Origin of the sequence: Methylobacterium variabile, from assembly GCF_001043975.1 — a bacterium.
Lineage (GTDB): Bacteria > Pseudomonadota > Alphaproteobacteria > Rhizobiales > Beijerinckiaceae > Methylobacterium > Methylobacterium variabile.
The window spans coordinates 16,740-31,694 of sequence record NZ_LABY01000037.1 but is presented as its reverse complement, the minus strand read 5'-3'; the positions used below and the strand labels follow the sequence as shown (position 1 = coordinate 31,694).

Sequence of the window (14,955 nt, the reverse complement as noted above, 5' to 3'; positions counted from 1 at the left end):
CGGCGCTGCGGGCGGGCTCGGACCCGCCTCGCTCGCCGGCGGGGGCGGCCTGCTCGGTGGCGGAGGCGGCCTGACCGGCGGCTACGGCGGAGCGGGCCTCGACGCGGCCTACCCGATGGCCGGCCCCGGGATGCGGCGGGACGCCATCGGCATCGTCGCCGACGACGCCAACAACAGCCTCGTCATCTCGGCGACGCGCAACCAGTACGACAAGATCCTGCGCATTCTCGGCCGCCTCGACGCCATGCCGACGCAGGTGCTGCTCGAGACCGTCATCGCCGAGGTGACGCTCAACGACGGCCTTCAGTTCGGCGTGCAGTGGTTCCTCAAGGAGCACGGCAGCACCTTCAACCTCGCCAACAGCGGCACGACCAAATACGCCCAGGACAAAGGCCTCGCCGGCACGGCGGGGCTGATCACCTCGGCCGTGCGCGGCGTCACGGGCTTCAACTACCTGCTCGGGGCGGCCGATTTCAAGGTCGTGCTCAACGCGCTCCAGGGCGTGACGCGGGTCAACGTCATCTCGTCGCCCAACATCACGGTCCTCGACAACCGCACTGCCAAGCTCCAGGTCGGCGACCAGGTTCCGACCATCAAGCAGTCGGGCCAGAGCGCGCTGACCGCCGGCGCGCCGGTGCTCAACCAGATCGAGATGAAGGATACCGGCGTGATCCTGTCGGTCACGCCGCGGGTGAACAAGAACGGCCTCGTCGTCCTCGACATCAACCAGGAGGTCAGCGACGTGGTGCCGACCACGACCTCGCTGATCGACTCGCCGACGATCCGCCAGCGCCGGGTCGCAACGAGCGTGGCGGTGAGCGACGGCCACAGCCTCGCCATCGGCGGGCTGGTGCAGGAGAAGGCGCAGATCAGGAACGAGAGCGTGCCGGTGCTGAGCGACCTGCCGCTGTTCGGCCCCGCCTTCCGCAACCGGGTGGACGAACGGGTGCGGACCGAGCTGCTGGTGTTCATCCGCCCGAAGGTGATCCGCGGCACGGCCGAGGCCGACCGCATCGCCGAGGACTTCCGCCAGCAGTTCCGGACGATGATGCCGGTCCGCTCCGTGCTGCCGCCCCCGCCCCTGCCGGCGGCGCACGAGGGTCCGCACGGCGTCCTGCGGCGGATGCTGGATTGATCGGGGCCGCGCCCGCGGGGTCCGCGATGGGCCCGCGGGCGCGGCGCCGGCCGCACCCGTCGCGCGGGCACGTCACGGCCGCAGGGCGGGCCCCACCTCCGGCGCCGGCCGGGCGCCGACCGGGCGCAGGGTCGTGGGCGGGCCCAGGAAGGTCGCGACGTAGCGGCGCTCGCCCTGGACCACGGTGACCCGGTCGCGCCCGACCTCGGCGACGCGCCAGTCTCCCCTGCCCTCGCCGCGGGTGAGCCAGGCCTGGATGCCGCTGCCGTCGTCGATGAGCGCCCGGGCCGCAGCGCCGTCGAGCAGGATGCCGCGCACGGTGAGAATCGGGCGGGGCGGGTCCCCCGCCAGGATGTCGCGCGGGCCCCGGGCAGTCCAGGGACGCCGGCCGGGATCGAAGAGCGGGCGGTGCAGCGCGGTCTCGTCCGCCGTCGGCGCGGGCGCCGCCGCGCGGCGCGGCGCCCGCGCCGGCCCGCCATCGACCGGCCAGGCGAAGGCCGCGAGCATCGCCGCCGCGGCGAGCCCGCAGGCTGCGCGGGGCCCGCGCCCGGTCGCCGCGAGGGCCGCGCGGACGTGCCGCCAGGCCCCGCTCACGGCGTCGTGCTCCGGGGCGGCGAGGGGCGGGGCAGCAGCACGCCGCGGATCGTGAGGTTGAGGCGCATCACGGTGGCGCGCCCGATCTCGGGATCGGCCGGGCGCTCGACGCTCAGCTCCGCCTCCTCCGCGGCGGCGAGGGGGCCTTCGGTCTCCAGCGCCTGCAGCAGGCCGTGCAGGCCCTCCGCCGTGCCGAGCAGGGAGGCGGAGAGGCGCGGCAGGGCCGGTCGCGCCGGATCGGGCTGGAGCCCGGCCCCGTCGATCCTCGCGGCGCGCTCCGCCGCCAGGGTTTCGAGCCGGGCCCGGAAGACGGCGACGAGGCCGGCCTCGTCCGCCGCCGTGAGCGGCGCCGGCACCGGCGGCATGGCCGCCGCCGCCTGGGCCCGGGCCAGGCGGTCGCGGGCGTGCCCGATGTCGTCCGCCGCCCCGACGGCGTCGAGCACCGGCCCCACCGCGAGGACGAGGGCGAGGCCGAGCCCGGCGAGTCCGAGGAGCAGCGGCCGCCCGCCCGCGGGAAGCAGCGCCGTCACGGCCGGGCTCCGGCGCGCAGGCGCGGCAGGGCGACGACGACCCGCTGGCCCCCGTCGACCGGGAGCGCCTGGCGCAGCTCCGGTGCGCCGAAGCCCGGAACCCGCTGCGCGAGCGCCGCGAGGACCGCCGGCGGGTCCGGCGCGAGGAGCGTGAGCTCCAGCCCCTCGCCGGTCAGGCGCAGGTTTTGCGCCGAGACCGTGTCCGGCAGGGCGGCGGCGACCGCGTCCCAGGTCCGCGCCAGGGGCGGCCCGCGCTCGGCGAGGATCGCCGCGATGCCGGCCTGGACCGCGGGCGGCTGGCCCGGTCCCGCCGCCCGGCGGGCGGCCGCGAAGGCGTCGTCGAGGGCGGCGAGCGTCGCCGCCTGGTGCTGACGCAGGCCGAGGAAGGCCGCGAGGAGAAAGAGGCCGGCCGCCGCCGCGAGGGCGAGGTTGCCGGATCCCCGCAGCAGCCCCGGCAGGGCGTGGTGCCCGCCCGAGAGCAGGTCGACCGGCATGGTGCGGTCCTCCGCCGGTCCCACCGCGACGATGCCGGCCTTCAGCCCTGCCCCCGCCAGGGCCGCCAGCAGCGGGGCGAGGCGCGCGCGCTTGAGCACGACATGGCGCACCCGCAGGGTGCGGGCCCCAGGATCCTCGCCCTCGACGTACCAGTCGCTGAAGACCTGATCGGCCCGGAACGGGGTCGCGGCCTCGAGCTCCTGCGCCAGCACCGCGCGCATCCGCGGCAGCGCGACGCTCGGCAGGTCCAGGGTGCGGATGAAGCAGGAGGCGGGATCGACGACGACCTTCACCCGCCCCTCGGGCCGGCCGCCCCGGATGGCGGCGAGCTTGTCGGCGAGGTCGTCCGCCCCGGCATCGAGGCGGTAGGTCCGGTCCTGCCCGTCGCGCCGGTCGATCACCGTGAGGCCGGGATCGCCCGGCGCCCCGATCCGTAGCGTCAGCACCGCCGGCTCGCGGTCGATGCGGGTCTCGGTGAAGCCGAGGAGGTGCGAGGCGGCGTCGAGGCCCTGGCGGAGCGAGGACCTGGTCGATGACTTGATCGACGACTCGGCCGAGGACAGGGCGGATGGCACGCTCAACGGACGGCTCCGGCGCCCCTCACGCGGCGGGCGGCACGGACCGGTCTAACGCTGCGACATTTCCGTCTGCTTAAGGCTGTTGGCACAGAGTGGCGCTGCGTCACGCCCCGGGCCCTCGCGGCGCCGGGCGGGCCACTCTCGGGAATGGGCGATGCTGAGCATCTGGGAGGCGAAGACGAGGCCGCGGCGGGCGCAGGCCGACCGGCGCGCCGCGCCGCGCGGCCGGGGCGAGGACCTGCGCGCCGTCGTCGACCGCCTCGCCGAGAGCGACGTCCTCGATGCCGCCGGCCACGAGCGGGCGCTCGCCGCCCTCGAGGGGCCGGGCCGCCGCCCGCTGCCGCTGCTCCTGACCGAGCTCGGCCTCGTGCACGAGGCGACGCTCGTCACCGCCCTCTCGGAGGCGACCGGCCTGCCGATCCTGCGCCAGGAGGACCTGCCGGGCGAGCCGGTCCTGCCCGACCTCGTCGGGCCCGATTACTGCGCCCGGGCGCGCGTGCTGCCGCTGGCAGTCGAGCCGGACCGCCTCGTCGTCGCGGTGGTCGATCCGTTCGACGCGGAGATCGCGCCCGCCCTCGAGCACCTCGTCGACCGGCGGGTGGCGTTGCGCCTCGTCGGCCCCGGCAGCTTCGAGCGGGCGCACCGCGCCGTCTACGGCGACGTCGCCGAGGAGGGCGAGGCGGGGGCCGAGGACGACCTCGCGCGCCTCGCCGACGTGGCGAGCCAGGCCCCGATCGTCCGCCTCTCCGCCCGCCTGGTGCGCAAGGCCTTCGAGCTGTCGGCCTCCGACATCCACCTGGAGGCCGAGGAGGCCGACATGCGGGTGCGCTACCGCGTCGACGGCGTGCTGGTCGAATCCGAGCGGCTGGCGAAATCGGTGCAGCTGGCGCTGACCACCCGCATCAAGATCCAGGCCGGCCTCAACATCGCCGAGCGGCGCCTGCCGCAGGACGGGCGCATGCAGGCGCCCGACCGCGGCCAGGAGGTCGACATCCGGGTCTCGACCCTGCCGACCGCCCACGGCGAGAGCGTGGTGCTGCGCGTCCTCGACGGCTCGCGCCGGGTCGAGGATTTTTCCGGCCTCGGCTTCGACGCCGCGGCGATCGCCGAGATCGCCGCGATGACGAGCCGGCCGAACGGCCTCGTCCTCGTCACCGGCCCGACCGGCTCGGGCAAGACCACGACGCTCTACGCGGCATTGCGCCGGATCAACGGCCCGCACCTGAAGGTCGTCACCGTCGAGGACCCGGTCGAGTACCGGATGGCGGGTGTGAACCAGGTCCAGGCCCATCCGGGCATCGGCCTCGACTTCGCGGCGGCGCTGCGCTCGATCCTGCGGCAAGACCCGGACGTCGTGATGGTCGGCGAGATCCGCGACGGCGAGACCGCCCGCATCGCCGTCCAGGCGGCGCTGACCGGCCACCTGGTGATCTCGACACTCCACACCAACTCGGCCCCCGCCACGGTGACCCGGCTGATGGACATGGGCATCGAGCCCTACCTCATCGCCGCGACCCTCAACGGCGTCGTCGCCCAGCGCCTGGTGCGGCGCCTGTGCGGAGCCTGCGCCGAGCCGAGCCCGGCGACGCCGCAGGAGCGCCTGCGCCTCGGATTCGACCCGGACGCCCCCTTGAGCCTGAAGCGCGCCCGCGGCTGCCCGGCCTGCAACGGCACCGGCTATCGCGGCCGCATGGTGGTATCCGAGATCATGACCCTCGACGAGGGCCTGCGCGGGCTGATCGCCGGCCGCGCGGACGAGCAGACGCTGACCGCCTGGGCCCGCGCAGCCGGGATGAGCGGCCTCGGCCAGAGCGCCCGGGCGCGGGTGCTGGCCGGCGACACCACCCTCGACGAGGTCGGCCGGGTGCTCGAGGGGACGCTGTAGATGCCGCGTTTCGCCTACAAGGCCTATGCGGGCGACGGGCGCGCCCGCGCCGGCCAGATCGAGGCCGAGACCCGCCAGCGCGCCGTGGCCCTGCTGCGGGCCGACGGGCTCCAGGTCTACGAGATCCAGCAGGCGAGCGCCGGGCCGGCGCCGTTCTGGCGCCGCGACATCTTCGGGCGCGACCGGGTCAACGACGCCGCCCGCGTCGCCTTCCTGCGCGAGTTCGGCACCCTGGTCGGCGCCGGGCTCACCGTCGACCGGGCCCTGCGCCTCGTCGAGCGCCAGACCGGCCCGGCCCTCAAGCCGGTCCTCGCCGACCTGCTCGAGCGGGTGGTGGCCGGCGCCTCCCTGTCGCGGGCGATGGCGGCCCACCCGCAGGCGTTCCCGCGCGACATGGTCGACATCGTGCGCGCCGGCGAGGCCACCGGCACCCTCGTCGACGTCATCGCCTCGCTCACCCGCTCGATCGAGCGCCGCGACGCGGTGCGGCGCCACCTCGTCTCGGCGATGATCTACCCGGCCCTCCTGGTCGCGATGGCGATCGGCACCGTGGCGATGATCGTCGGCGTGCTGGTGCCGGCGCTGGCCCCGCTCTTCGAGGGCACCGGCCAGGCGCCGCCCTTCGCGATCCGCGCCGCGGCCTGGCTCGGCGAGGCGCTCTCGGCCTCCTGGCCGATCCTCGTCGGCGGCCTCGCGCTCCTCGTCCTCGGCCTCGCCCGGGCCTGGGGGCTGCCGGCCTTTGCGGCGGCGCGGGCGCGCCTCGCCCTGCGCCTGCCGCTGGTGCGCGAGATCGTCGTCGGGATCGAGTGCGGCCGCCTCTGCCGGGTGCTCGGCACCCTGCTCACCGCTGAGGTGCCGATCCCCGACGCGGTGGCGGCGACGCGCCCGCTGGCCGCCAACCGGGTCTTCCGGCGGGCGCTGGAGGAGGCCGGGCGGCGGCTCGCCGAGGGCGGCAGCCTCGCCTCCGGCCTCGCCGCGCTCAAGCCCTACGCCGCCTCGACCCTGAACCTGATCGCCAGCGGTGAGCAGGTGAACCGCCTCGGCAGCGTCCTCCTGCACGCCGCCGAGATGCACGAGACCGAGACCCGCCAGCGCATCGACCGCCTGCTCGCCCTGCTCACCCCCCTGGTGACGGTCGCGATCGGCGGCCTGATCGGCGGGCTGATCATCTCGGTGATGGGGGCGATCCTGAGCGTGGGGCAGCTGACGCAGTAGGCCCCGCTCGTCGCGGAGCGGATCAAACCGAGGCGATGCGCGTTGGCCGCTGTCCGAGCACGGGAGCGCCCCCCGCGTGTCCGCCCATCGTCGAAAGCCCGGGTCGTCGACCCTCCTCGCCGCGTCCGCCGTCGGGGCCGTCTTCGCCCTCGCGGCGCTCCCGGCCGCTTCCCTCGCCCAGGGCCGCCCCTCGACCCTGGACATGACTTGCGGGCAGGCCAGGAGCTTCCTCGCCGCCCGGGGCGCCGCGGTGCTCGGCACCGGCGGCTACACCTACGACCGCTTCGTGCGCGACCGCAGCTTCTGCGAGCCGACGCAGGTGACGCGGAACGCCTTCGTGCCGACCCGCGACACGCCGGAATGCCTCGTCGGCTACCGCTGCATCGAGCCCGGCCGCGACTGGTTCGGCGACGACGAGTAGCGCACCCGCCGTCACCCGGCCCGCCGCAGGACCGAGGCGGCGCCCGCGAGGAACCGCTCCGCGAACGGCTCGGGCGCCACCGGCCTGCCGAAGAGGTAGCCCTGGCCCTCGGCGCATCCCTTCCGCCGCAGGCGGCGGAGCTGATCCTGGGTCTCGATGCCCTCGGCGACGACGTCGAGGCCGAAGCTCCGGGCGAGTTGCAGGATCGCCCGGATCACCGGCACGTCGGGCGCGTCGTTCATCTTGCGCACGAAGGAGCGGTCGATCTTCAGCCGCGTGATGGGAAACCCCTCGAGCATGCTCAGCGAGGCGTAGCCGGTGCCGAAATCGTCGAACGCGATGCCGATGCCCCGCTCGCGCAGGGCGCGCAGGGCCGCGATCGAGGCGCCCTCGTGGGCCAGCATCACGGTCTCGGTGATCTCGAGCTCGAGGTTGCCGGGCGCGAGCCCGGTCTCGTCCAGGATCGCCATCGCCACCGCGTCGATCTCGCCGGAATGCAGGCGGGCCGCGCAGGCATTCACCCCCATGCGGAAATGCGGGCCGGCGAGCGGCAGCCAGGCGGCGGCCTGCCGGCAGGCCGTGCGCAGCACCCAGTCGTTGACCGCCACCGCGTGCCGGCTCGACAGGAGGGCGGGCAGGAAGGCGCCCGGCTGCAGCAGGCCGTGCTCCGGGTGCTGCCAGCGGATGAGCGCTTCGGCGCCGACCAGCGCGCCGTCGCGCAGGCGGACCTGCGGCTGGTAGTGCAGCACGAACTCCCCCTGCTCCAGGGCACGGTGGAACTCGTGGACGAAGCGCTGCCGGTCCGACACCGCCGCCCGCAGGGACGGCGTGTAGAGCCGGTGCCGGTGGCGGCCATCCGCCTTGGCCTTGTAGACGGCGAGGTCGGCGCAGAAGAGCAGGTCGTCGATGCTCTCGGCCTGGGCCGGCGCCAGGGCGATGCCGACGCTCGCGCCGATCCGCACCGCCCGCTCCTGCACCGGGAACGGATCGGCCATCGCCGTCACGATGCGGGCGGCCATGTCGCCGACCACCGAAGGACTGCCGCAATCCGGCACGATCACCACGAACTCGTCCCCGCCGATGCGGGCGACGACGTCGCTGCTCCGGACGCAGCCGAGGAGGCGCGCCGCCGCCTCCTTCAGCACGTCGTCGCCCGCCGCGTGGCCGACGGTGTCGTTGACGTCCTTGAAGCCGTCGAGGTCGATGAGCAGGACCGCCACCGGCCCCGCCGCCAGCAGCGCCTCGAGGCGCGTGCGCATCAGCGCGCGGTTGGCGAGCCCCGTCAGGGCGTCGCGGTGGGCCAGCGCGTGCAGCACCCGCTCCCGCTCGCGCCGCTGGGAGGCGTCGCGCAGGACGGCGCCGCCGAAGGTGCGGCCCGCCTCCGTCCAGCGCGACAGCGCGGCCTCCACCACCTTCGCGCTGCCGTCGCCCAGGCGGATCTCGATCTCGCGGGTCGCCCCGGGGGCGCCGTCGAACCAGGATGCGCGGTCCGCGGCGCTCGCCGTGAGATCGGCGACGCGCAGGCGCGCGGCCTCCTCAGCCGTATGGCCGAACAGATCCTCCGCGCTCCCGTTCCAGTGCAGGATGCACCCGTCCGCGTCGTAGACGATCATCGCGTCCGGGCTGGTCTCGGCCATGAGCCTGAAGCGGACGCGCTCGGTGCTCCGGCGGGCCTGCAGCGCCCGAAGCTCCAGCATCTCGAGCGCGATGGCGGCATAGCGCTCCAGGCGTCGGCGCTCCGCCGCGGTGAACCCCTCGCGCGGCGCCGTGTCGATGAGGCAGAAGGTGCCGATCGCCTGCCCCTCGATCCGCAGCGGCACCCCGGCGTAGAACCGGATGTGCGGCGTGCCGGTGACCAGCGGGTTGTCCCGCCAGCGCGGATCCCGCGCCGCATCCAGGATCACGACGGTCTCGCCCCCTTCGATCGTCCGCGAGCAGAACGAGAGGCAGCGCATGGTCGAGTCGGCGGCAAGCCCGACCTTCTCGAAGTAGATCTGCCTGTCGGCATCGATGAGCGAGATGGTGGCGATCGGAACGCCGAAGGCGTCGGCGGCGACGCTGACCAGGCTCAGGAACGTCTCGTCCGATCGGGCTGACAGCAAACCAGTCCTGCTAAGCGCCGAAACTCTTTTTTCATCTTCAGTTGACGGGACCATGAGGGGCGTCGCAGAACTATTTCTCTACTAGGTCAGATGACCATACGTTCGCAGGCGACGACCAGCAAGGCGGCCCGCCGGGACCTGTCGACGTTTTCGATTGCACCCATTGCCGGGTCGCAGCCGTGAGCGAAGCAATTTTAGGATGAAAGTCCTTTCGCGCAGAGCGCGCTGCTCGGACGGCACTGCACGGACGCACTCCGGACGCGAGGGATGCGGCGGATGCGCGCAGGAGCTGTCGCGGTGGATATTGTGCTCCAGTGCGGCCCAGGTCCCGGGAACGAGAGGCCGGGCGGAACCACGCCATGCGCATCCGCCCGGCCGTACCGGCCGGGACGTGGACCCGGATCGCTGGGAGGCCGCTGAACAGGCCGGCCGAGGGCCGATCAAAGGCGGCGCGCGAACGCCCGGAGCGAGACCTGTGCGACCTCCCGCAGTGCCTCCCGGTCGGCACCGGACGAGGCCAGGACGCCCATGCCCGAGGCAACGGCCGACAGGAAGCGGGCGAGGGCCGCCGGGTCGCTGTCCTCCTCCAGGTCGCCGTCCCGGCGCGCCTGCGCGAAGCGCTCGCGCAGCTCGGTCTCAGTCTGGGCGCGCCGCGATGCCAGCTCGAACGGGATGTTCTCCGAGCCGGCGCCGCAGGCGAGCCCGCCCTGGACCAGCAGGCAGCCGGGCGGGTTGGCAGGATCGGTGTGGCTCTCGGCGATGCTGCTGAGGAACCGCTCGGCCACGTCGCGGGCCGTCTCGCCGGCGAGCACGTAGTGCATGTGCTCGGAGCGACGCTCGGCGTAGCGGTCGAGGGCCGCCTTCAGCAAGCCCTCCTTGCTGCCGAAGGCGGCGTAGAGGCTCGGCGGCTTGATGCCCATCGCCTTCGTCAGCATGGCGAGGCTGGCGCCGTCGTAGCCGTGACGCCAGAAGACCTCCATCGCCTCGTCGAGGGCCTTGTCCATGCAGAAGGACCGGGGCCGCCCCATCACCATCGTCCGCTGCCTCCAACTTTTGTAGCGAGTGGTATATAAGTCACTTGACGGCCGCCGTCCATGCCGACATCTGTATCGCACCTTACAGATCTCGGAGCCGTTCGTGAATCCCGAGCCTGCCGTCGCCCCTCACCGCTCCCGTGCCCGGCATGCCGTCGCGGCCGGCCTCGTCCTCGCGCTGCTCGCCGGCGCCTCCTACCCCATGCTGTCGCGGCTCTCCGGCGCCGAGGCCGTCGCCGCGACCCCGCCGCCCGAGCAGGCCGTGCCCGTGCCGGTCGCCGCCGTCGAGCCCCGCGAGGTGGTCCTGTGGGACGAGTTCTCGGGGCGCCTCGAGGCGGTCGAGCGCATCGACGTGCGGGCCCGGGTCGGCGGCGCGATCCAGGCCACGCACTTCGCCGAAGGGGACCTCGTCAAGGCCGGCGACCTCCTGGTGACGATCGACCCGGCTCCCTACGCGGCGGAGGTGCAGCGCCTCGAGGCGCAGGTGGCTGGCGCCGAGGCGCGGCTGGCGCTGACGGCCAGCGACTACGAGCGCGGGCAGCGCCTGTCGGACCAGCGCATCGTCACGGCGCGCGACCTCGACGTGCGGGCGAACGCCTTCAAGGAGGCGAAGGCCAACCTCGACGCCGCGAAGGCGACGCTGGCGGCGGCGCGCCTGAACCTCGACTACACCGAGGTGCGGGCGGCGGTGAGCGGCCGCGTCGGGCGCCGGGAGATCACCCCGGGCAACCTGGTGGCGACGGGGGCGGGTGCCGCCGTGCTGACGACGCTGGTCTCGGTCGACCCGATCTACGCGAGCTTCGACGCCGACGAGACGGTCGTCCTCAAGGCCCTGGCGGCGATCGCCGAACCGTCCGGCCGGCGCGGCAAGCTCGACCGGATCCCGATCGAGATGGTCACCGCCGACGGGAGCCGGGCGAAGGGACACCTGCAGTTCATCGACAACAAGGTCGATGCCCGCAGCGGCACGGTGCGGGTGCGCGCCACCTTCGCCAACGGCGACGGGCACCTCATCCCCGGCCAGTTCGCCCGGATGCGGCTCGGCCAGGCCGCGGCCGAGCAACTGCTCCTGGTGGACGAGCGGGCGGTGGGCACCGACCAGGACAAGCGGTTCGTGCTGGTGGTCGGCGCGGACAGCCGGGCCGAGTTCCGCACCGTCACCCTCGGCCGGGCGGTCGACGGGTTGCGCGTCGTCACCTCCGGCCTGTCGGGCGGCGAGCGTATCGTGGTCAATGGGCTGCAGCGGGTGCGGCCCGGCAGCCTCGTCAGCCCCTCGCCGGTGACGATGGGCGCGCGGCCGATGCAGGATCCGGCAACGGGTAAGCTGGCGCAACGGTGAAGGCTGCCCGACGGATGCCTTCCGGCATCGACAAGATTTAACAGAAACCGGCAGCGATCGTCGCGAAACGTCAACTCTCAATCACTCTTCCCTTCTCCCGCTCCGGAGAAGGGCCAGGGGTGAGGGTGCCAATCCGCCGAGCCAATCTCGGATGGTTCCGTCCCCAGCGCCCCGATCAGTGACTGGATTCTGAACCGCCGCACCCTCACCCCTACCCCTCTGGAGAGAGGGGATCCTTCGACATCTCCTCATCGCGATCATGAGGCGGCCGGTGCCGCCCCGCGACGTCCTCTCGCCCCCGGAGGGCGGCATGAACCTCTCCAAGTTCTTCATCGACCGCCCGATCTTCGCGGGCGTGCTCTCGGTGCTCATCTTCATCGGCGGATTGCTGTCGCTGTTCGCGATGCCGATCTCCGAGTACCCGGACGTGGTGCCCCCCTCGGTCGTGGTGCGGGCGACCTTCCCGGGCGCCAACCCCAAGGTCATCGCCGAGACCGTGGCGACGCCGATCGAGGAGCAGATCAACGGCGTCGAGGGCATGCTCTACATGTCGAGCCAGGCGACGACGGACGGCATCATGACGCTGACCGTGACGTTCCGGCTCGGCACCGATCCCGACAAGGCGCAGCAGCTGGTCCAGAACCGCGTCTCGCAGGCCGAGCCGCGCCTGCCGGCGATCGTGCGCCAGCTCGGCATCGTCACGGTGAAGTCGTCGCCCGACCTGACCATGGTGGTCCACCTCGTCTCGCCGAACGGCCGGTACGACATGACGTACCTGCGCAACTACGCGGTCCTGAACATCAAGGACCGCCTTGCCCGGCTCGACGGCGTCGGCCAGGTGCAGCTGTTCGGCTCGGGCGACTACGCGATGCGGATCTGGCTCGACCCGCAGAAGGTCGCCGAGCACGGCCTGTCCGCCGGCGACGTGGTGCGCGAGATCCAGGCGCAGAACGTCGAGGCTGCCGCCGGCGTCATCGGCGCCTCGCCGGCGATTCCCGGCCTCGACCTGCAGCTCTCGCTCAACGCCGAGGGGCGGCTCAACAGCGAGGAGCAGTTCAGCGACATCGTGGTCAAGACCGGAGAGAACGGCGAGATCACGCGGCTGCGCGACATCGCCCGCATCGAGCTCGGCGCCTCGGACTATGCGCTCCGCTCGCTCCTCGACAACAAGTCCGCGGTCGCGATCCCGATCTCGCAATCGCCGGGCTCGAACGCGATCCAGATCTCCGACGAGGTCCGCCGGACCATGGCGGAGATCAAGAAGACCATGCCGGAGGGAGTCGACTACCAGATCGTCTACGACCCGACGCAGTTCGTGCGCGCCTCGATCGAGGCGGTGATCCACACCCTGCTCGAGGCGGTCGCCCTCGTGGTCCTGGTGGTGATCCTGTTCCTGCAGACCTGGCGGGCCTCGATCATCCCGCTCCTGGCCGTGCCGGTCTCGATCGTCGGCACCTTCGCGGTGATGCACGCCTTCGGCTTCTCGATCAACGCGCTGAGCCTGTTCGGCCTCGTGCTCGCCATCGGCATCGTCGTCGACGACGCGATCGTGGTGGTGGAGAACGTCGAGCGCAACATCGAGGCCGGGCTGTCGCCCCGCGACGCCAGCTACCAGGCGATGCGCGAGGTCTCGGGGCCCATCATCGCCATCGCCCTCGTGCTGGTGGCGGTGTTCGTGCCGCTCGCCTTCATCAGCGGCCTGACGGGCCAGTTCTACAAGCAGTTCGCGCTGACCATCGCGATCTCGACCGTGATCTCGGCGATCAACTCGCTGACCCTGTCCCCTGCCCTCTCGGCGCTGCTCCTGAAGGATCATCACGCGCCGAAGGACCGGCTGACCCGGGTGCTCGACACCCTGCTCGGCTGGTTCTTCCGCCGCTTCAACCGCGCCTTCGGGCGCGCCTCGGACGGGTACGGGCGCGGCGTCGGCGGCGTCATCTCGCGAAAGGGCGCGATGATGGTCGTCTACCTCGTGCTCGTCGGCGTGACCGCGATGCTGTTCCGCCAGATCCCCGGCGGCTTCGTGCCGGGCCAGGACAAGCAGTACCTCGTCGGCTTCGCGCAGCTGCCCGACGGCGCCACCCTCGACCGCACCGAGGAGGTGATCCGGAAGATGAGCGAGATCGCCCTGAAGGAGCCCGGCGTCGAGAGCGCGGTCGCCTTCCCGGGGCTCTCGATCAACGGCTTCACCAACTCGTCGAATTCGGGAATCGTGTTCTCGACCCTCAAGCCGTTCGAGGAGCGCAAGGACCCATCACTGAACGGCGCCGCCATCGCGATGTCCCTGAACAAGAAGTACGCAGGCATTCCCGAGGCGTTCATCGCGATGTTCCCGCCGCCGCCCGTCAACGGCCTGGGCACCATCGGCGGGTTCAAGCTGCAGATCGAGGACCGGGCCGGCCTCGGCTACGAGGCCCTCAACGAGGCGACCAAGGCCTTCCTGGCCAAGGCCGCTCAGGCGCCGGAACTCGCCGGCCTGTTCTCGAGCTTCCAGATGAACGTGCCGCAGCTCTTCGCCGACATCGACCGGACCAAGGCGCGCCAGCTCCGCATCCCGGTGACCGACGTGTTCGACACGCTGCAGATCTATCTCGGCTCGCTCTACGTCAACGACTTCAACAAGTTCGGCCGCACCTACTCGGTCCGGGTCCAGGCCGATGCCCCGTTCCGCGCACGCTCCGACGATGTGGGTCTCCTGAAGGTGCGGGCGGGCTCCGGCGAGATGGTGCCGCTCTCGACGCTGCTGCGCGTGCGCCAGACCGCCGGCCCCGAGCGGGCGATGCGCTACAACGGCTTCCTCAGCGCCGACATCAACGCCGGCGCTGCCCCCGGCTACTCGTCGGGCCAGGCCCAGGAAGCGGCGGCGCGGATCGCCGCCGAGACCCTGCCGCGGGGCTTCGCCTTCGAGTGGACCGACCTGACCTACCAGGAGTTCATCGCCGGCAATTCCGGCGTGTGGGTCTTCCCGCTCGCGCTGCTCCTAGTCTTCCTGGTGCTGGCGGCGCAGTACGAGAGCCTGGCCCTGCCGCTGGCGATCCTCCTGATCGTGCCGATGGGCCTTCTCGCGGCGATGTTCGGCGTCTGGTTGTCGGCCGGCGACAACAACGTCTTCACCCAGATCGGCCTCATCGTCCTCGTCGGCCTCTCGGCCAAGAACGCCATCCTGATCGTCGAATTCGCCCGCGAGCTCGAATTCTCCGGCCGCACGCCGGTCCAGGCGGCGATCGAGGCGAGCCGCCTGCGCCTGCGCCCGATCCTGATGACCTCGATGGCCTTCATCATGGGCGTGCTGCCGCTCGTGACCGCGACCGGGGCCGGCTCGGAGATGCGGCGCGCCATGGGCGTCGCGGTGTTCTCCGGCATGATCGGCGTGACCGCCTTCGGGCTGTTCCTGACGCCGGTCTTCTACGTGCTGCTGCGCCGGCTGAGCGGGAACCGGCCGCTCAAGCAGCATGGCGGGCACACCGCGGCAACGCCGCAGGCCAGCGTGGTCGAGGCGGCCTGAACGGCCGCACCCTGCGCGGCGCCCGCCTCCGGGACGTCGCTGCGATCGGAGGGCGCCAAGCCGGCGCCTCTCCCCGCATCCCGGCGTTCGCCGAGGGCGCCCCCAGGGATCACAGGCGCCGA

Annotated in this window: 11 protein-coding genes; 6 read left to right on the top strand and 5 right to left on the bottom strand. The window is 72.8% G+C overall.

What is annotated here, in order from left to right; translation table 11 throughout:
* A partial coding sequence (locus VQ02_RS06390) for a type II secretion system protein GspD (RefSeq protein WP_048443330.1) occupies positions 1–1,135 on the top strand: 1,135 nt, incomplete at its 5' end.
* A gap of 72 nt (positions 1,136–1,207) precedes the next feature.
* Here VQ02_RS06390 and VQ02_RS06385 read toward each other — a convergent pair.
* From VQ02_RS06385 to VQ02_RS06375, 3 genes are read right to left on the bottom strand one after another with little or no spacing between them, the layout of a single operon-like run.
* On the bottom strand, positions 1,208–1,729 hold the full coding sequence (locus VQ02_RS06385) for a hypothetical protein (RefSeq protein ID WP_048443329.1): 522 nt from the start codon (positions 1,727–1,729) through the stop codon (positions 1,208–1,210).
* The gene (locus VQ02_RS06380) at positions 1,726–2,259 is read right to left on the bottom strand and encodes a hypothetical protein (protein WP_048443328.1); all 534 of its coding nucleotides are present in this window, start codon (positions 2,257–2,259) and stop codon (positions 1,726–1,728) included. The genes VQ02_RS06385 and VQ02_RS06380 overlap by 4 nt, the downstream gene beginning before the upstream one ends.
* The gene (locus VQ02_RS06375) at positions 2,256–3,335 is read right to left on the bottom strand and encodes a hypothetical protein (RefSeq protein WP_048443327.1); all 1,080 of its coding nucleotides are present in this window, start codon (positions 3,333–3,335) and stop codon (positions 2,256–2,258) included. The genes VQ02_RS06380 and VQ02_RS06375 overlap by 4 nt, the downstream gene beginning before the upstream one ends.
* Before the next feature lie 151 nt (positions 3,336–3,486).
* Here VQ02_RS06375 and VQ02_RS06370 point away from each other — a divergent pair, with 151 nt between their 5' ends.
* The 3 genes from VQ02_RS06370 to VQ02_RS06360 all read left to right on the top strand — a co-directional run bounded on the left by VQ02_RS06370 (position 3,487) and on the right by VQ02_RS06360 (position 6,853).
* A complete protein-coding gene (locus tag VQ02_RS06370) occupies positions 3,487–5,217 on the top strand; it encodes a GspE/PulE family protein (RefSeq protein ID WP_048443326.1) in 1,731 nt (576 codons plus the stop codon).
* Positions 5,218–6,432, top strand: coding sequence for a type II secretion system F family protein (locus VQ02_RS06365; RefSeq protein ID WP_048443325.1), 1,215 nt, complete (start codon positions 5,218–5,220; stop codon positions 6,430–6,432).
* A 76-nt stretch (positions 6,433–6,508) separates the two neighbouring features.
* Positions 6,509–6,853 (top strand): hypothetical protein, encoded by a 345-nt coding sequence (locus VQ02_RS06360; protein WP_048443324.1) that lies wholly within the window; start codon positions 6,509–6,511, stop codon positions 6,851–6,853.
* 11 nt (positions 6,854–6,864) lie between these two features.
* On the opposite strand, the gene VQ02_RS06355 is transcribed toward VQ02_RS06360, so the two are convergent.
* Positions 6,865–8,955 (bottom strand): putative bifunctional diguanylate cyclase/phosphodiesterase, encoded by a 2,091-nt coding sequence (locus VQ02_RS06355; protein WP_053080257.1) that lies wholly within the window; start codon positions 8,953–8,955, stop codon positions 6,865–6,867.
* 440 nt (positions 8,956–9,395) lie between these two features.
* Positions 9,396–9,989, bottom strand: a complete 594-nt coding sequence (locus tag VQ02_RS06350) for a TetR/AcrR family transcriptional regulator (RefSeq protein WP_048443322.1) — start codon at positions 9,987–9,989, stop codon at positions 9,396–9,398.
* A 103-nt stretch (positions 9,990–10,092) separates the two neighbouring features.
* On the opposite strand from VQ02_RS06350, the gene VQ02_RS06345 reads away from it, so the two are divergent.
* Positions 10,093–11,328 carry an efflux RND transporter periplasmic adaptor subunit gene (locus tag VQ02_RS06345; protein WP_048443321.1) on the top strand — a complete coding sequence of 412 codons (1,236 nt, stop codon included), beginning with the start codon at positions 10,093–10,095 and terminating at the stop codon, positions 11,326–11,328.
* 310 nt (positions 11,329–11,638) lie between these two features.
* A complete protein-coding gene (locus tag VQ02_RS06340; protein ID WP_048443332.1) occupies positions 11,639–14,833 on the top strand; it encodes an efflux RND transporter permease subunit in 3,195 nt (1,064 codons plus the stop codon).
* Positions 14,834–14,955: the final 122 nt, after the last annotated feature.